Below are 19188 nucleotides of genomic sequence, written 5' to 3' on the forward strand. Positions count from 1 at the left end.
GTGGTGTGAGAGGACGGGGGTTAGTCACCCCCTCCTACTTGATTGAAAATTACTCTATCTGTGACGAGATTAATGGTTTTCTGTTATGCTATCCTTAGCAAAATTTAATAGGGGTGTAATTTTGAATAATCAAACGAAATTAGGATTATTAGTGGATGTTGAGACGACTGGGCTGAGTCCAAAAACGGATGAAATCGTTGAATTGGCGCTGAAGCTGTTTTCCTACAATGAGGAAACTGGTGAAATTGTTGATATAGTCGATGAAGAATCCTATTTGCGTGAACCCATCTCCCTCTCAGCAAAGAGGAATTACAGCAATGCATTTCGAATCCACGGCATTCCGTATGAATCGGTGGCAGGAAAGAGCTTTTATGATGTAAAAATAAAAACATTCTTTAACAGAACAGACACCGTTTTTGCCCATAATGCTTCATTTGACCGCAGCTTTTTATACTATATGTATCCTGAAGTAAATGAACTTAGGTGGTATTGTACTATGAAAAGCATTCCATGGAAAAGCTATGGGTTTCCAAATAGTAAGCTGCTGACACTCTTGGAATCACATAATATTACAAGCTACCAATCACACAGGGCTATGGACGATATTACATATTTAATGGAACTGCTTAAGAAAACCAATCTTTATGGAGACCCTTATCTCAGAGAAGTGCTGCGTTCCGGTCATATGAGGAAGTACCAGCCTGCTGAAAAGAACAGGTCCTTGCAATCAGCCCCTTCTAAAATGTAAATTTGCTCGAAAAATATACATTTTATGACTGTTTTCATATCCACTATGACTTGGTTTTTGTAGTTTAATAGTTAAATGAATTCATCAATGCTTAACTGCTGCAACGGGGCATGATCAAGTTTTATCAAAGTAGCAAATCCTGATCATACAAAAGGATATGATTGTTACAAGGAACGATGAGCGTTGGAAGAATTTCAGTTGAAAGAGAAAAATATTAGATTTATTGTTAAGAGCCTCAGAAACTTTTCTGAGGCTTTTAATAATATATGTATAACTTTTTAACAAATTCAGATGTCTAGCTCCACTCCAGCGACCAGGACAAGGAATGCTACGACAGCGATGCATCGCACTTAACAAAGCGTTAGATTTGTTAAGTGCCGGCGTCGAAGTTCCTTAGTCAGGGCGCTTCCGCTTTTCTTGTTAGGCGTGAAGCTTTTTTTGATCAATAGACGTTGAACCTTCTTCATGGAACAATACATCCCTTGTTTCAGGTCCCCATGCGGCACCAATTACTGTTAAAATTCCACCCACACCCAATAATACTACTGGAGTGTACTGATAAGGCATAAAATTTGCGAGTCCGAGCATGATAAATGAATAGCAGGAAGGAATAATTACAGCTAAACTGTATCCAAGTCCAAATCCTGATGCCCGAACACCGGTTTTAAATCTCTCAGTGATATAGGCAGTGACGGCTCCCCATACTGACATACAGAGAACTTGCATTATCCCTGCTATTGTTAAGGCTAAAACAATATTGTCAACTGCTAAGCGTATGACATTAAAGTATAATACCGTTCCAATAACAGTGGTTATTAGTCCCATGGTCACAAGAAAGGGTTTCCTACCCACTTTTTGACTGATCATTCCACCCAATATATATGTGAAGATTAGAATCACATTTATTATAAGGAGACCACTTGTTACAGTAGTTCCAGATATTTTTAAGTAGTTTGTTAAAATTCCAGGCAAAGCACTAGCGATTGAATTAAATGTAAACCAGATTCCACTCATCAAAACAAATACTTGTAAAAAGTTACGGCCACTTTCCCCTTTAAACAGCTCTTTTAATGGAGAAGCTTCTTTTGCTGCATTTACTTTATTATCAGCATTTTCATTCTGTCCTTCAAGCCACAAATCTGATTCCGAAGCATGCTTACTGAAATATATTACATAAGCAAACGCGAGCAGAGCACCGATAAAAAATGGAATTCTCCATCCCCACATAACATAAGGAGATGATGCATCACCGATAGGGACAAAGAACATTACTGTTGCAGTAACAAGTGAAATGGATACATATGCAGCTGGAAAGCCTGCAAGAATTATTCCGCTATATAAGCCTCGTTTTTCATGAGGGCTGTTTTCCATTGCAAGTGGACTTGCGGCGGTGTACTCTCCACCAAGGAATATACCATCGACAAACCTAAGAAGGATAAGTAACACAATAGCCCATATGCCAATCTGTTCGTATCCAGGAAGTAATCCAATTAATAGAGTTCCTACGCCAAACCCTGCAATCGAAATTAAAGTTGTTTTTTTGCGCCCGATTTTATCTGCATAATGTCCGAAAATGGCGGCTCCCAGTGGCCGGCCAATTAGCGAGATGGCAAAAACAACGTAATAAATCGTAACAGTTACGGTAGCGGGAAGATCTTTAGGTTGAAAGTAAACCATTGCAGGACCTAATGCAACAATAGGAAGATATACGTCAAACATATCGACGAAGAATCCTAAAAAAGCGGCCCATAAACTACTTTTAGCTTTCTGATTGTCTGTTGCTTTATTATTCTTAGCTTTACTCATGTTTTTCTCCTTCTGACAGTTATTTTTGCATTTTAATAGTAGTTTTGTCTGAAACCTTGTACGGAGAATGATAGAAAAGTTTATCGATTATAATCCAGAGAAAAACTTTCAATGATTTAATCGTAACCGTTTCCAGATGCCTGTAAAGCATAATCTGAAAAATAACAAACCTCCTCACAATAATTTTTAAATTGTCTTAATAAATAGTGCCTATTAATATATCATGCAATTATTGTGCCAACTCAGAATTGTTAATATATAATGAATTTTTTGTTAATATTTGATTTGTATTTAAATCTAAATCAAGGTTTATAACTTTTTTTGATTCATTAATGAATCAAATTTAAACTTTTTATTTATAAAAACTAACCATCTTAACCGCTTTTTCTGGAATGAGGCGTTATAAATGAAACAGAATCAACAGAAAATAATATGGCACGATTCTTGCATTATTAGTTTTATAGCTACAAAGAGCAATGGATATTAACTTCAGCCAGACAATCCCGCACCTCTGTAGCAATAAACAATTTTATTAAGGAGAGGTATTCATGAAAACAATGCGTCAATTCACTGCAGCAGCCGTTCAAGTATCTCCAATTCTTCCTTTTAACAAAGAAAAAACAGTCGATTTAGTCTGTGAAATTGTTTCCGAAGCAGCTGATAAAGGAGCGAAACTAATAGTTTTTCCTGAGTGTTTCATTCCTTCTTTTCCTAACTGGACTCTGGATCTAAATGATTCAAGTGCCTGGGAACTGCACTTAAGGGATTTTACCTATAATTCCATTCTTGTGCCTGGACCTGAGACTGATAAAATAGGGCGAGTTGCGAAAGAAAAGGGTGTGTATGTAGTAGTCGGGGTAAACGAAATTGAAGAGAAATATGTAGGTGTATTATATAACTCTTTAGTTTTTATTGGTCCGGAAGGGAACGTAATTGGTAAACATCGCAAGCTTTTTCCTACGATGCGTGAAAAACTGTTTCATGCACGCGGAGATGCAAGTGGATTAAATGTATATGACACAGAGATTGGCAGACTAGGCGGTCTAATCTGCTATGAACATCTGCAGCCTCTTTTAAAGTATTCACTAATAGGGCAGGGAGAGCAAATTCACTGTGCAGCATGGCCAGGTTGGCCGGATGTTGTTAATGGAAGAACGAATAAGCACGTAATTGATGCTGCATCAAGAACGATGGCGCTTGAGGGGCAATCTTTCGTAATTGTTTCATCTATGTACATACCACAAAGTGTTTCTCAAAATATTGATCTAGGAAATTCAAACTGGTCATTCTTCGGGGGCAGCGGAATTATTAACCCTGCAGGGGAATATATTGGAGGCCCTCTTTATGACCAAGAAGGCATAGTTTATGGAGAGATTGATTTAGATTTAATACCATTAAGAAAAGCTACAATTGATACTACAGGAAGAGATTCAGCGTGGGAAACTATCAGCATGAATATAAATCATGTAGAAAGATCCCCTATAAAAAGGACATCTGACTCAACAAACAAAGAACTTATTGATAAAATTGAAGCGTTGGAGAGCAAACTACAAGACTTTGAAAAAAGGTCAGCAGCAGAAAAACAGGAGATACTTGTGTAACTGATTTTCAAATACAATTCTACTGACTGCTGCAGTGGAATGATCATAACAACGTCATATTGATTTTGGGGTTATCAATCTTTAAAACATGCTTTGTTAACATTTTATGTAATGTTATCAAGCATGTTTTTTTTGTTTTGATAAACTATGACGAATTTTCTTATTAAACTTCTTGAAAGCACCAAATATTTACCGGTTGTTTATATGGCATTGATTTAAACTTGAATCACTATTAACAGGATTTATTCCTCGTTGATTTTTAGTTGAAGGGTGATTTAAAATTGAATCAAATAAAAGGAAATTTCAATCGAATGGGGGATTAGCTAAGCTATGTTTCAACCTGGCAACTTATTTGGTTATGCTATTTTAAGAAATGGTAGATTGACTTATTGTGCACCCCAAGTTGAAGAAATATTAGAGCAAATAGGAATATCCACTATATTAAACAAGGATCTCAGCAGTCTGCCACAATCTTTTAAAGTTCTTGATAATATAACAATTACTGTGGACTCCTTTGATTACGAATCAATCCTATGTATATTTCAGGACGTTAGAGACTGGAAGAATCTGTTAGAAACAAATTCAGAGTTAGAATCTATTATTTATAATTCGCATGATGGTATTTTGGTGGCTGATGGCGAGGGGAATACGATAAGAGTTAGTCCAGGAAGTGAGAGACATTTTGGAATAAGCTCTGAAGAATTATTAGGGAGAAATTGCACTGAATTAGAAAAAGCAGGCATTTTTAAACCATCGGTGATACTCAAGGTTCTTGAAGAAAAAGGTCCAGTTACGATATATCAAGAAACAAGAACTGGCAAAGTATTGTTAACCACAGGGAATCCTATTTACAATGAAAATGGCAAAATAACTAGAGTAATTTGCAATTCTAGAGATGTTACTGAACTTTCGAAACTGAGAGTTCAATTAAAGGAACAAGAAGGAAAAGTGCAAAGGTATGAAAGTGAACTTTGGGAATTAAGAAAAAAAGAAACAGTGATCGATGGATTTATTGCACATAGCAAAAAGATGAAGAATATTATTTCCCTGCTTCACCGTGTTGCTGTATTTGACTCGAATGTTTTAATAACTGGTGAATCTGGAACAGGAAAAGAAGTAATTGCAAAATCTGTACATAGCTTAAGTTTAAGAAATACTGGTCCTTTTATTAAAGTTAATTGTGGAGCAATACCAGAAAATTTATTGGAATCCGAACTGTTCGGTTATGAAACGGGAGCTTTCACAGGAGCAAAAAAGGGAGGAAAACCCGGTTACTTCGAATTAGCTAATAATGGAACAATTTTTTTAGATGAGATAGGGGAAATGCCTCACTCTTTACAAGCCAAGCTTCTTCAAGTTATCCAAGATAAGACAATCCAGCGTGTAGGCGGAACCAAAACGATCTCGATAAATTTTCGTTTGATCGCTGCTACGAACCGAGATCTTTTTCAAATGGTTAACAAAGGCGAATTTAGAGAGGATCTCTATTATCGTTTGAATGTAATTAACATAATTGTCCCTCCTTTAAGAGAACGGGAAGAAGACATCCCTTTTCTGGCCCAATATTTTATAGATAAGTTTAACTCACAATATAACTTGGAGAAAAAAATAGATGCAAAAACAATGAATCTATTGTGTAGTTACGAGTGGCCTGGCAATGTACGTCAACTGCAAAATGTCATAGAAAGGTTGATTGTTTTAACAAACGACCAGCAAATCCGGGTAATGGATGCCTACGATTTGTTAGGCAATTTGTTTGGTAATCCAGCATACATAAATAATTGGGATAATGAGATGGGGACTGTAAAAATTGAAGAATCAGAAGAAGAATATCTGATTAATAGAATAAGTAAATGGGAAAATGATCAGCAATGGGATCTGCAAAATATCTTAAAAGAAGTTGAACAACATTTTATTAAAAAAGCCTTACATAAATACAAAACCACAAGGAAAGCTGCTAAATATTTAGAGATGAGCCAGCCTACATTGGTTCGAAGATTAAAAAATCATATGCATGAAGAATAGAAAGTTTTTTCTATATTTGGTTGATATACTTTTGAGTTTTTAATAAATGGATTCCTGCATTTATAATCCTCTCTGGAGTACTTTAAGGATTACAATATACTAAAAAGGTTGTATGGAAGAGGTATAATACCTTGTTTTTTATTCCACTTTCCAATGCAACGATAATTCCGTTGCAATTACTGATTTGTCATATCAGAGAGGCAGAAATGGGCTGCTATTTAGCGGGAACTCATCCTGGAAATGGGGGTGAGTAACTGCCGATCAAAAAAACAGCCTCATGTGTAAGTCTATGGCAGGCGTGCAGATGATCTAGCATGTGATGTGAGTGATGAATATAAATATTTAATCTGTCAAGTCGTTGAAAACGAATATTATATAGGTTATAAAGCTTGATTTAAATTGTTGAAATCTTCTAAATCCTTTATTATAATAGATTTAGAATGATTTGGGTTTCTATCGGGAAGGCTCTCATAAAGCCTTGTCATGCAGTAAAAACTCAGTCCTATACAAGAGGACTGGGTTTTTTTAATGCCTGAAGAAAGGAGAAGATAGTGAATACACCCATCCAGAAGTCGATTGCCAAAATGGAAGGTACCCAGGGAATTATCATCAGTCTCCTTGCTGTTGGATACTTATGCCTCGAAATAGTTCAAGTCGAAGCGGTGAAAATGTTGGTGTCCCTCGTAATCATAGGCGTCATTTTGTGGATACTTCCACGTATCAGAGGTTCTCTAATGATCATCAGTATCATCCTTTTAGCAGCCGGTATTATCCTCATGCTGGTTTACGGAGCCACACTGGGTGAGTGGCTGAAAGCTGCGAGAATCAACCTGACTCTTGTTGCTATCTTCTTATTCACCCCACTGCTCGGGATTCCGGTAAGAACAGGAGGATACGTTGAAGCCTTGAAAGTTGTCCTGGCCAAGAAGATGAACAGTCCAAGTTTCCTGTTTGTGGGGTCGAATTTTATTTCCCATATTTTGGGTGTTGTTCTGAACATCGGAGCGATATCAATAGTCCATGAATTGTCGAAGGCATCTGATATCAGAAATAATAGACTTGTCGCAGCGAGCATCAACCGTGGGTTTGTCAGCACCATATTCTGGTCGCCTTATTTCTCTGCCATGGCTCTCATCTTAAGTTCTCTGCCTGTAAAATGGGGTGATTTGCTGCTATATTCTTTGGGACTCAGCCTCATTGCGATCCTGGTCAGTTACCTGTTTGAAAAACCATATAGGATAGAAACACCCAGAAGAAAAAATGAGGTTCACGTTGGGGAAGCCGAGCTGAAATATGCAAAGCGAAAAGTTGTTGAATTATTTGCCCTCCTCATTTTCATGGTGTCAGGAGTTCTTTTGGCAGAAAAGTGGACATCATCAAGCATGACATTTATCATCTGTGTGCTCTCGGTGGTCTTTCCGTTTATATGGTGCCTTTTAAATAGGAAGATAAACGAGTATAGACAAGAGTTTAAAAACCATGTATTCACCGGGATTCCAAGGATGAAAAAAGAAATCGTCTTGTTTTTGATTGCAGGATTTTTCAGCGGTGCTTTCATCAAGAGTGGCTGGAGCGCTTATGTTGTGGAAGGCCTGAACGGTGCTTTTTCAAATTTCAATATTGGAATCGCTTACGTGATTGCGTTTTCCATTGTTTTTTCGGCTGTCCTGGGCCTTCATCCCATCGTCGTTGTAACCATTGTTGCAACAAGCATCGACCCTTTCAAACTTGGATTCTCGCACGAGTTTTTTGCAATTCTCCTTCTAACCAGCTGGGGAATATCCAATACGGTTAGCCCAGCAACTGCGGTGAATAACCTGTTGGCCGGACTCATGAACGTAGAACTGTTCGAAGTTTCTGTTCGCTGGAATTTCAAGTATTCAATCGTCATGCTTCTAATCATTCCGTTTTATTTGAAAATTGCAGGCATTTAAAAGGAGGAAACATTATGTTTAAGGTGGTATCATCATCCCCTACGTTTGGGAAATATTCAAAACTTCCAGTTACATACCTTGAGAATGAACATTGTGAAATAACGATTCTTGATCCAATCACTGCGAATAGAGAGGAGACGCTAGCAACTGCCTTGAAGGATGCAGATGCCCTGATTGTTGGTGTGGAGAAAATCACAAAACGAATAATTGAAGGTGCAAAGAACCTGAAAGTCATCGCAAAGCATGGTGCTGGCGTCGACAACATCGACCTCATTGCAGCATCAGATCGAAACATTCCTGTGGCATTTGCTCCCGGCGCAAATCGGCACGCTGTGGCCGATCTTGCTTTTGGTCTCCTCCTTTCCTTGGCACGTGAAGTTCCATGGTCAAACAGAAGGGTGCTGGAAGGTGAATGGCCAAGAGTTGTAGGGTTCGAATTATATGGAAAGACCCTTGGAGTCATCGGTACTGGCAGGATAGGAAAGGAAGTTATCAGGAGGGCCCGCGGATTTGATATGAAAATCCTCGCTTTCGATCCATACCAGGACCCCGAATTATTGCAATCGGGTGTTCAATATGCAGAGTTTGAAGAGCTTTTGAAAAGTTCCGATTTCATCACGATCCATACGGACCTAAATGAACATTCAAGAGGGATGTTCGGGAAGCTCCAATTTGGAATGATGAAGCAAAATGCGTTTATAGTCAACACGGCAAGAGGAGGAATCATCAATGAGAATGAACTTTATGAGGCCCTTAAGAACGGAGAGATTGCCGGTGCAGGCCTGGATGTATTTGAAAGAGAACCATTTGGAGGTTCCCCTCTTCTTGAACTACACAATTTTATCGCTACCCCTCACATGGCCGGTTACACAGTGGATGCCCTGGAGGAAGTCGGGATGATTACAGCTAGGAATATATTAAATGTCCTCAAAGGAAAAAAGGCAGAATATGAATGGAAGGTGACGATATGAATTTAAAAGATATCCAACAGAAATTAATGACACAGGAAGAGGATTCCATCAAGCTTCTAAAGCGGTTTGTTGAAATTGAGAGTTTTTCCTACGACAAGCAAGGAATAGACAACCTGTGTCGGGTGATCACCAACATATTTCAGGAATTGCCGGTTTCAATTGAGGAGTTACAGGAGGAGACACTCGGAAACCATCTTAGAATTACATATGGTGAAGGGAATCGCCAGATCACTATTCTTTCCCACCTTGACACCGTCTACCCAAGGGGGACATTAGAAATAATGCCCTTCAGATTGGATGGAAATAAAGTGTCAGGACCAGGTGTATACGATATGAAGGTATCGTATGTGATGATGTACCATCTTTTCAAATTATTAAGGGAAAATAAGGGACCAGGAGATGATGTCAGAATTGTCTGGCTTCTTACATCCGATGAAGAAATCGGAAGCCCCTCCGGAAAACATCATGTCTACAGGGAAGCTGATAAAAGTGAAGTGATTCTTGTTCTAGAGCCTACTGGAGGAGATGGAGCCCTAAAGACTTCGAGGAAGGGGGGAGGGAAATTTCGAATTGAGGTTAAGGGGATCTCTGCCCATGCCGGAGTAAATCCAGAAGAAGGAGCAAATGCAATCGAAGAATTGGTCTATCAGATTAGTAAAATTGCTGCACTTGCCGACTCTTCTAAAGGCACGTCTATCAACACGGGTGAAATCAGAGGAGGAACCCTATTCAATGTAGTGGCAGAACATGCTGTGGCAGAAGTAGATGTGAGGGTGCTGATCCCTTCAGAGGCGGAGAGGATTGAAAATGCATTCAAAAGTCTTACTGTCAACAATCCGAAAACCTCACTGAGTGTGGAAGGTTCTATTTATCGTCCTCCTATGATCCGGACTGATAAAACCGGTGTCCTTTTTAATTTGGCTTGTGCAGTTGCAGAAGAAATTGGGCTCACTTTATCTGAAGTAATGACTGGCGGTGGATCTGACGGTAATTACGCTGCCAGCAGGGGAGTACCGGTGCTGGATGGTTTAGGTGTTGTCGGCGGTTATGCTCATTCTCCTGAAGAATTTCTATGGAAGGATACTATTGCTGAGAGAACAAGTTTGCTCTATGGATTAGTGCTTTCTTTGATCCGTAAACAACATTGGCATATTGACAATATTGTTAATTAATGATAGAATTCAGATAATTATAATATTCAAAAAATATTGATAGCTGAATATCTATTGGGGAGCTACCATAAATAGTTTCTCAATTCATAGATATAACTCAGCGGCATACATACCCGTAAAAATGGGTTGTTTGTCATTGGGTTTTTTTATTGGATTTTTTTAAGGACAAGGGGGAAACAAAGTGAAATTTGTACGATTTTTAGAAAGCGGTTTCAAATCTTACGGGATTGTTCAAGGAGAAGATATTATCAGGATCGAAGGTAGTATATTCGAAACATACTCGATAACAGAAGAAAGAATCCCGCTTTCAAATGCGAAACTTCTCGCACCTGTTAAACCAGGTAAGATTGTGGCTATCGGGCTCAACTATAAAAAACATGCAGAGGAAGTAAATAAGCCCCTTCCAACTGAGCCGATGATGTTTTTGGTTTCACCGACTGCAATCGTCGATCCTGATGAAAAGGTTGAACTGGTTAATCCAGATAACCGTAACGATCACGAAGGAGAACTTGCAATTGTTATTGGAAAGACCGCGGAGGATGTATCTGTTGATGAAGCGCTCGATTATGTATTCGGTTATACGGTCTGTAACGATATCTCAGACAGGGCACTTCAAAAGCTTGACGGTCAATTTACAAGGGCAAAAAGCTTTGCAACGTACAAACCGCTGGGGCCGGTGATAGCTACTGACATTAATCCGGATAACCGCCCGATAATGGTAAGAGTCAACGGAGAAACAAGACAGGATTCAAATACGAATGACATGATCTTTTCTACTTCCGAAATCATTTCATTTGTATCTCATGTGATGAGACTAGAGGTAGGAGATGTGATCATCACAGGAACACCATCCGGAGTCTCACCACTCTATGACGGAGACACGGTAGAAGTTGAAATAGAAGGCATTGGCATACTCTCAAACCCTGTCACCGTTAAGAAAAAGATTGCAGTAGAAAACAAATAATAAACATAAGGGGGAGTTTAAATGAACAAGTTTAAGTTGTTTTCCAAAGCGGCTATCGTCGGCATTTTGACACTCAGCCTGGCAGCTTGCGGAGGCGGGGAGAAACAAGGAGCTTCTAGTGCTGCCAGCGGCAAGAATGAAGCAAAAGTTGATTTTCCGACAAAACCAGTCCAAATGATTGTCCCATTCTCTCCGGGCGGAACGACGGATAGCGCCGCAAGAGCATTGGCAGCTGTTGCCAACAAGTATCTTCCGAACGAGCAGTCTGTCACCATTATCAATAAGGATGGAGGCGCCGGAACAATTGGAATGAGTGACGTTGTACAAGCTAAAGGCGACGGGTACACAATTGGGATGGCAACAAGCGGCCCTATCACGATTAAGACTCATAGCAAAGAAGTTGCTTACAAGCCTGAGGACTTCAAGCCGGTTATCCAGGTTGTTGCGACCCCGAACGTGCTTGTGGTTAAGGCAGACAGCAAAATAAAGAACTTTGACGATTGGATGGAGTATGTGAAATCTAATCCCGGAAAGTTTACGTACGGGACAAGCGGTGCCGGTCTCACTCAGCATATTACTATGGAAAACGTTCAAGTAAAGACAGGTTTAAAAACGAAGCACGTTCCTTTTAAAGGCGGAGCTCCTGCGCTTACAGCGCTTCTTGGCGGGAATATCGAAGGTGCGCTTGTTCAGACCACAGAAGGGCTTCCGCATATTCAGGAAGGAACACTTCGCCCTATTTGGATTTCAGGGACGTTCAAGCCTGACGAGTTGAAAGATGTCCCTTTACTGACTGAGAAGGACATTGATGTGGAACCGGATGTATGGACTGGTATTGTTGCACCTTCTTCTGTTCCGGACGAAGTAGTCACCATCCTTCACGATGCTTTTAAGAAAGGGCTTGAGGATCCTTCGGTAATTGAGGCATTTAATAAAATCGGAGCAGATCCTGTCTACAAGAGTACGGAAGATTTCCAATCGATCATAGATAACGATTACAAAGTAAATGGTGAGGTTCTGAAAGCTATTGGCATAAAATGATAGATGTGAAGGAAAGGCATCCTGCATAATGGTGCCTTTGCCTTTATTATAAAGGGGTGGCATCATGCGAAAAGCAGGAGTTTGGTCAAGTATAGTGGTCATGCTTTTCTCTGGAATATTTCTATATCAATCTATGAAAGTGGATTATGAAGGTCCTCTTGGGTTCGGCCCGGGATTTTTCCCGCTTTGGCTTAGTGTGATTCTTCTGGTTTTATCAATATTTTATTTTGTTTTGAGTTTAAAAGAAGATATACATATTAGGGACATCTTCCCAAAGGGACGTTCACTGCATGATTTCCTGTTCATTATTTTGAGTATGATCCTGTTCGTCCTGCTGCTTGAGAGGACCGGATTCGTCATCGCCGGCACCCTTTCACTGATCTTGCTATTGTTCCGAACCTTCAAATGGTACCACAGTATCTGGATCAGTATCGGGATTACGGCAGTCGTTTTCTTCATTTTTGCAAAACTGCTGGCAATTCCATTGCCGGTAAACGCATTAGGCTGGTAAAGGGGTGACATCTTGGAAACATTGGACTTGTTAATGAATGGTTTTGTCCAGGCTCTGACCTGGAAGAACCTCTTGTTTTGTATACTTGGTGTATCGGTTGGCATGTTTGTAGGTGTAATGCCAGGCCTTGGTCCTGTCGCTGGGACAGCCATTCTTATCCCTCTTACATACGGTATGGAACCGACATCAGCGATCATAATGCTGTCCGGGATATATTATGGGGCGATGTACGGAGGAACGATAACGAGTGTCCTTATTAATATTCCGGGAGAGGCCGCATCGGTCATCACATGTATTGATGGTCACCAGCTTGCGAAACAGGGTAGGGCAGGAGTGGCGCTCGGCGTATCTGCCATCGGATCTTTCGTTGGGGGAATCGTAGCCCTTATCGGCTTGACATTTATCGGTCCGCCACTTGCGGATTTTGCTTTGCGGTTCGGTCCTCCTGAGTTTTTCTCTCTGATGCTCCTGGGGCTAATGATGCTTGTAGGATTGATGGGGAAAAGCCTTATCAAAGGGTTTATTGCAGCGATTTTTGGACTTCTCCTGTCCTTCATAGGAATTGACCCGATTTCAGGAAGCACCCGTTTCACGTTTGGGCTCCCTGAATTTTTCGGCGGAATTGATTTTGTGATCGTTGCAATGGGGCTTTTCGGGATATCTGAGATCCTGTTCAATGCCGACAACCAGCATAAGGCGGATAAGCCGGCGAAAGTGAAAGGGCTTTTCCCAAGGAAGGATGAATGGGCACCTGCCATGAAATCAATCGGGCGGGGTACTGGTATCGGTTTTTTAATTGGACTTGTCCCAGGAGCGAACGCGGTTCTATCGTCCCTTGCTTCCTATTCGATCGAAAAGAAAGTATCAAAGAACCCGGACCGATTCGGCAATGGAGCAATTGAAGGGGTGGCTGGTCCGGAATCTGCGAATAATGCGACAAGCGGAAGTTCCTTAATCCCTCTGTTCACTCTCGGTCTTCCAAGCTCTCCGACAGTAGCCGTCATTTTGGGCGCTTTTATCATGCACGGACTACAGCCAGGGCCTAAGATGTTTAGGGAGAATGCGGACTTTGCTTGGGCGGTCATTGCCAGCATGTTCATTGGGAACATTATTTTGCTCGTCATGAATCTTCCACTTGCGAACATTTGGGGGAAAGTGGCTCAGGTTCCATACAAGATTCTTCTCCCGCTTATCATGATTTTTACAATGGTGGGTGCTTATACTGTTAAAAACTCTGTATTTGATATCGGGATTATGATTCTATTCGGATTCATTGGCTACCTGATGAAAAAATTGGAAATCCCAATAGCTGCAACGGTCCTGACCCTTGTCCTTGGAAGTCAGCTTGAAAGTTCACTTCTTCAGTCACTTGCAATTTCAAATGGGAGCGCATCTATCTTCTTCGCGAGACCTATTTCAGCGGTGCTACTGGTGCTGACCGCTCTTATTTTGGTAGGGACGATCCTCGCCGGAGTGAAAAATAAGAAGGAACTATTGGGAACCGATATTGAAATATAGGGGGAATATGTGGTGAAATTGCAAGGGAAAATTGCGCTGATCACTGGTTCAGCCCGTGGACTGGGATATACAATGGCATCAGAAATGGTAAAGGAAGGCGCCACCGTATTTATCAATGACGTCGACGAACAGTCTGTTCATGAGGCAGTCGAACAACTTCGAGAGATAGGCGGCAAAGTTGACGGTTTTGTCGCAGATGTAACAAATAAACAGCAAGTTTTAAATATGATGGGTTACATTGTTGATAGGGTAGGGCGTCTTGATATTCTAGTAAACAATGCGGGCGGTGCTCTCCGTACACCAAAGAAATTAGAGGACATCAGTGAGGAACACTGGGACCTTGTACTTGATGTAAATCTTAAAGGTACTTTTCTCGCTTCCCAAGCAGCGGTTCCGCACATGAGGGCCTCTGGAGGCGGCAGTATCATCAACATTTCTTCTATAGGCGGCAGGACAGCCAGCATCGTTACCGGAGTTTCCTATGCTGCAGCAAAAGCAGGTGTTGTGGGATTTACAAGGCGCCTTGCAAAAGAAGTAGGACCTGATGGGATTCGAGTGAACGCGATAGCCCCTGGACTGGTCTTATCTGGAGATCGGCTGAAGGAGACATGGGACACAATGCCAGATTGGGAACAGACAGAAGTCCTTGATGCGATCCCACTGAGACGACTTGGCACCAATAATGAACAGGCTAAGGTAATTACGTTTCTAGCAAGTGAAGAGTCAGGTTATATGACGGGCGCTGTACTTGACGTAAACGGTGGTCGCTTCATGGGCTAACATGCATAAAGTATTGAAGCACTCTCTATTTTGTACTATAATATTATTTAATAATAACAATATTCAGATAGAGGGAGTTACATGAATACACAGGATACTGTCCTAGTTACAGGATTTGCACAAGGTCCCAGAGGAACAACCATTTATGAAACCCATAAAACTATTGGAGTTGTACTAGTAATCAATGTCATAACCGGAAGGATACAAGAGGCGGAGTTTACAGTGAATACAGAGCTCTTGAATCTTTATCTCAAGGATATATTAAAAGGGTACAATATTCATGATGGCATCCAACCCCTGTTGGAACAGGTCAAACAGAAAGTTTTGATCCCATCACAGGGGGCTGTTGTCCAGGCCTTGCGTTCGGCAGCTGATCGGTATCAGGAAGCAAGGAATTTGAATAAAGAACGCTGGTTATCTATGGGGACAGACCAAAACTCTGTCTCAAACAAGTAGGTGAAACCCAGTAACAGGAGACGATGTCTCTTTGTTGCTGGGTTTTTTATATGATGAAAGTTATTTGGAAAGGTGATTGCCGGATGAGAGCCATTTTGGTTGAGGAAAATTCCAGTGAATTATATTTAGGCGAATACAAGGAACCAGAAATTGGGGATGATGATTTGCTTGTCAGTGTAAGGGCAACGGCTTTGAACCGGGCAGACATCCTTCAAAGGAAAGGAAAATATCCACCCCCAACAGGTGAATCCGAGATAATTGGCCTTGAAATGGCTGGAGTAGTAGAGAGGATCGGGAAAAACGTCAGAGGATTTCAAAAGGGCGACCGAGTCTGCGCGCTTCTCCCAGGAGGGGGATACGCTGAGAAGGCTAGGGTTCCTTCAGGACTTGCTATCCCAATTCCAATTGGTTATTCCTTCGAAGAAGCAGCAGGGATTCCAGAGGCGTATCTAACCGCTTTTTTGAATCTTTTTGAATTAGGGAACATCTCCGAAGGGGATTTCGTCCTCATCCATGCGGCGGGTAGTGGAGTGGGAACTGCCGCTATCCAGCTTGCAAGAGAAGCTGGTGCGATAGCTATTGCGACTGCCGGAAGTGCTGAGAAGCTTGAGATTTGCCGAAAGTTAGGAGCCCAATACACGATCAATTACCGTGAAGAAAATTTCGCTGATAGGGTGAGAGGCATTACAAACGGTGATGGTGTGAATGTTATTCTTGACCCAGTGGGTGCTACTTACTGGGAAGCCAACCTCGAAAGTATTGCTACGGACGGAAGGTGGCTTGTTATTGGGGGAATGGGAGGCTACGAAGTCGAGAAGATTTCCCTGCGTACTCTAATGAGGAAGAGGGTATCGCTCATAGGTTCGACACTTCGGTCCCGGACGACAGAAGATAAGATCCGTTTGAACGAACATTTCATCGAGTTTGCGGGTAAACGGTTTGATAACGGCAAACTAGTTCCAGTCATTGACAAGGTTTACAGCTGGAAACAAGCTAACGAGGCACATCAGTATATGGAACAGAACCAAAATATAGGGAAAATCATTCTTAAAATAGATGAATAGTAAAGGACAGGTGAAGAAAAGTGACGACCGATCTAAGAGTGAACAATGAAAAAAACGACAAAAAAACTATAAAAGGGATCATTGATACCGATGTCCACCATGAAATCAAATCAACAAGGGATCTGCTTCCTTACCTTTCTGACCATTGGAAGAGGTATATAGCTGAATACGGCTGGGTACCTGAACGTTCTATTCCCTTTAATCAAATACGTAAAGAAACGAAATACAGGATGGACACCAGACCTAGTGATGGTGCTACTCCTGGTTCTGATTATAATCTCCTAAAGGAACAGCTGCTTGATAAACACAATATGACTCATGCGGTATTAACCGGATGGTTTTATGAAGCAAGCGTCGCTAAAGGATGGTATGAATTCGCGGCCGCCCGTGCTTCCGCTTATAATGACTACACCATCGAGCATTGGCTATCTAAAGACAATAGGCTTTTGGGCAGTATCACGATTCCTCAGGATCCTATGGCTGCTGTAAGGGAAATAGACCGTGTGGCCTCGCATCCTCAAATGGTGCAGGTTATGCTTCCGATCGCCGACTTTGCCTGGGGCGACCCGATGTACCACCCAATTTTTGAAGCGGCGAACAGGCACGGACTGAAAATCGGTATGCACTTGTCAGCAACCATTACCGCTCAGGGAGGCGACTTCTTGCGCTACTATGTGGCATGGCGATCGGTGCATCCTCAAGCCTATATGACTCAAACCATTTCCCTGATTACTAACGGTGTATTTGATAAGTTTCCTGAACTTCAGGTGGCGCTTGTCGAAGGAGGTTTTGAGTGGGTTCCATTCATGATGCATAGAATGGATTCCGCCTACAAGGCCCTGCGGGCAGAAACTCCTTGGGTAAAACGGATGCCAAGTGATTATTTCCGAGATAATTTGCGGTTTACCACACAGCCTTGGGATGATCTTACTGCCAAGCAGTTTATGAACATAATAGATATGATGGGATCTGAAGACATGATTATGTATGCTTCCGACTATCCTCACTGGGACTTCGACCCCCCAGAAAGGACACTGCCTACAGGAACACCAGACTCGCTCCGGGACAAAATCTTGTTTGAAAACGCTCGCAATTTCTACCGGCTGTAGATAGAACATTGGATGAAAGGGTGGAACTGATGAAGCATCATGTATGCACGTATGGTGATCTGGAGAAAGCAGGGAAGATACCAGTTTCGATTAATGGAAAAGCAATTGTAATAGTCCGTGCCGAAAGCGGTGGGGTTTATGCGCTTCGCGATGTTTGTCCGCACAAAGGGCCATGCCTCTCCGACGGGATGTTGGACAAGGGATGCAGTGCGAATGAGGTAGGCGAATATATATATGAAAAAGATAAAGAAGTGCTTCGGTGTCCTTGGCATAGCTGGGAGTTTGACATAAAGACAGGAAAATCTCTGTTTGCACCGGAAAAGGTGAAAGTGAAAACATACGAAGTGACTGTTGAGGACGACGGTGTTTTCGTAAATGTTTAAGAATCTGGGTGGCATTTTTCCGCCCAGATACATAGGGCATAAGAAAAGAAAGAAGGATGAAAATGCAATATAAAGCTTCCAAGTTGCGGGATTTTTCAAATAGGGTTTTGATGAAAGTAGGTGTCCCGGAAGAAGAAGCAGAAATCATCACAACAACGATGATCGAAGCGGACGCAAGAGGGATCCACAGCCATGGTCTTATGAGGCTACCCATTTATATCCAACGAATACAAAAGGGTTACATTAGAAATGAGGCTGAAATAACGGTTGAAAAAGACAACAAGGGGACAGCCGTACTTGATGGTCATTTCTCTGCAGGCCAGGTGGTCGCCACAAAAGCAATGGACATGGCCATCGAAAAGGCAGGGGAATATGGCATATCAGCTGTTTCGGTGAGAAATTCAAACCACTTCGGAATCGCCGCCCACTATGCCTTAAAAGCAGCAAAGAAAAATATGATTGCCATAGTTATGAGCAACACTGCGCCCCTAATGCCTCCAACGGGTGGAGCCGAAAAGGTTCTAGGGAATAACCCGCTTGCCATAGCAGCACCATCGAGCGGGAAAAATCCTGTTCTTTTGGATATGGCCTTATCAAACGTTGCTCTTGGCAAAATAATATTCGCAAAGAACAAGGGCGTTCTTATTCCTGATGGCTGGGGAGCTGACAAGAGCGGTGCACCCACAACGGATCCGTCATCTGTACTTGACGGCGGATTCGTCCTTCCTGTAGGAGGTCCGAAAGGTTTCGGTCTTGCACTTATGGTGGAACTTTTAACAGGGGTGATCTCCGGGGGGGATTTTTCAAAGATGATCCCGTCCATGTACGATCTCTCCCAAAAGCAAAGTATTTCACACCTCATGATTGCGATTGACATTTCTTTCTTCATGGATGTGGATAGGTTCAAGGGTCTCAGTGAAACCCTTGGAGGATATGTAAAAAACGCGATCAAGGCGCCGGGAGTCGAAGATCTTTATCTTCCAGGTGAAATCGAGTTCGGTGTTGAGGAAAAACGTATGACTTCCGGAATTCCTGTGTCTGATGGAGTCCTTGAAGATTTGAATAAACTCGCGAGTTCATTAGAATTACCTTTTTTAGACTAATG

At 41.7% G+C, this 19188-nt stretch carries 17 protein-coding genes; 16 read left to right on the forward strand and 1 reads right to left on the reverse strand.

What is annotated here, in order from left to right; all coding sequences use genetic code 11:
- The first annotated feature begins 121 nt into the window (after positions 1–121).
- Positions 122–748: an exonuclease domain-containing protein gene (locus D0469_RS02760; RefSeq protein WP_117325120.1), complete on the forward strand. Its 627-nt coding sequence runs from the start codon at positions 122–124 to the stop codon at positions 746–748.
- Between the two features lie 420 nt (positions 749–1168).
- On the opposite strand, the gene D0469_RS02765 is transcribed toward D0469_RS02760, so the two are convergent.
- Complete coding sequence (locus D0469_RS02765; protein ID WP_117325121.1) at positions 1169–2554, reverse strand: MFS transporter; 1386 nt, start codon at positions 2552–2554, stop codon at positions 1169–1171.
- Between the two features lie 548 nt (positions 2555–3102).
- On the opposite strand from D0469_RS02765, the gene D0469_RS02770 reads away from it, so the two are divergent.
- The 15 genes from D0469_RS02770 to D0469_RS02840 all read left to right on the forward strand — a co-directional run bounded on the left by D0469_RS02770 (position 3103) and on the right by D0469_RS02840 (position 19186).
- Positions 3103–4155, forward strand: a complete 1053-nt coding sequence (locus tag D0469_RS02770; RefSeq protein ID WP_117325122.1) for a carbon-nitrogen hydrolase family protein — start codon at positions 3103–3105, stop codon at positions 4153–4155.
- A 330-nt stretch (positions 4156–4485) separates the two neighbouring features.
- Positions 4486–6180: a sigma-54 interaction domain-containing protein gene (locus D0469_RS02775; protein ID WP_117325123.1), complete on the forward strand. Its 1695-nt coding sequence runs from the start codon at positions 4486–4488 to the stop codon at positions 6178–6180.
- Between the two features lie 551 nt (positions 6181–6731).
- Positions 6732–8114: a hypothetical protein gene (locus tag D0469_RS02780; protein WP_117325124.1), complete on the forward strand. Its 1383-nt coding sequence runs from the start codon at positions 6732–6734 to the stop codon at positions 8112–8114.
- 14 nt (positions 8115–8128) lie between these two features.
- Positions 8129–9085 (forward strand): phosphoglycerate dehydrogenase, encoded by a 957-nt coding sequence (locus D0469_RS02785; RefSeq protein ID WP_117325125.1) that lies wholly within the window; start codon positions 8129–8131, stop codon positions 9083–9085.
- Entirely contained in the window at positions 9082–10257 is a 1176-nt protein-coding gene (locus D0469_RS02790; RefSeq protein WP_158553329.1) for a M20 family metallopeptidase, read from the forward strand. The genes D0469_RS02785 and D0469_RS02790 overlap by 4 nt, the downstream gene beginning before the upstream one ends.
- 181 nt (positions 10258–10438) lie before the next feature.
- Complete coding sequence (locus D0469_RS02795) at positions 10439–11221, forward strand: fumarylacetoacetate hydrolase family protein (RefSeq protein ID WP_117325127.1); 783 nt, start codon at positions 10439–10441, stop codon at positions 11219–11221.
- A 21-nt stretch (positions 11222–11242) separates the two neighbouring features.
- Positions 11243–12262, forward strand: a complete 1020-nt coding sequence (locus tag D0469_RS02800) for a Bug family tripartite tricarboxylate transporter substrate binding protein (protein ID WP_117325128.1) — start codon at positions 11243–11245, stop codon at positions 12260–12262.
- A gap of 64 nt (positions 12263–12326) precedes the next feature.
- On the forward strand, positions 12327–12773 hold the full coding sequence (locus D0469_RS02805; RefSeq protein WP_117325129.1) for a tripartite tricarboxylate transporter TctB family protein: 447 nt from the start codon (positions 12327–12329) through the stop codon (positions 12771–12773).
- Between the two features lie 12 nt (positions 12774–12785).
- A complete protein-coding gene (locus tag D0469_RS02810; RefSeq protein ID WP_233522919.1) occupies positions 12786–14291 on the forward strand; it encodes a tripartite tricarboxylate transporter permease in 1506 nt (501 codons plus the stop codon).
- A 12-nt stretch (positions 14292–14303) separates the two neighbouring features.
- On the forward strand, positions 14304–15071 hold the full coding sequence (locus tag D0469_RS02815) for an SDR family NAD(P)-dependent oxidoreductase (RefSeq protein WP_158553330.1): 768 nt from the start codon (positions 14304–14306) through the stop codon (positions 15069–15071).
- 81 nt (positions 15072–15152) lie between these two features.
- Positions 15153–15527 (forward strand): DUF3870 domain-containing protein, encoded by a 375-nt coding sequence (locus D0469_RS02820; RefSeq protein WP_117325131.1) that lies wholly within the window; start codon positions 15153–15155, stop codon positions 15525–15527.
- A gap of 83 nt (positions 15528–15610) precedes the next feature.
- A complete protein-coding gene (locus tag D0469_RS02825) occupies positions 15611–16591 on the forward strand; it encodes an NAD(P)H-quinone oxidoreductase (protein WP_117325410.1) in 981 nt (326 codons plus the stop codon).
- Between the two features lie 20 nt (positions 16592–16611).
- Positions 16612–17700 (forward strand): amidohydrolase family protein, encoded by a 1089-nt coding sequence (locus D0469_RS02830; RefSeq protein ID WP_117325132.1) that lies wholly within the window; start codon positions 16612–16614, stop codon positions 17698–17700.
- 29 nt (positions 17701–17729) lie between these two features.
- Positions 17730–18083: a Rieske (2Fe-2S) protein gene (locus tag D0469_RS02835; protein WP_117325133.1), complete on the forward strand. Its 354-nt coding sequence runs from the start codon at positions 17730–17732 to the stop codon at positions 18081–18083.
- A gap of 62 nt (positions 18084–18145) precedes the next feature.
- The gene (locus tag D0469_RS02840; protein WP_158553331.1) at positions 18146–19186 is read left to right on the forward strand and encodes an Ldh family oxidoreductase; all 1041 of its coding nucleotides are present in this window, start codon (positions 18146–18148) and stop codon (positions 19184–19186) included.
- Positions 19187–19188 lie beyond the last annotated feature (2 nt).

Origin of the sequence: Peribacillus saganii (assembly GCF_003429095.1) — a bacterium.
Lineage (GTDB): Bacteria > Bacillota > Bacilli > Bacillales > DSM-1321 > Peribacillus > Peribacillus saganii.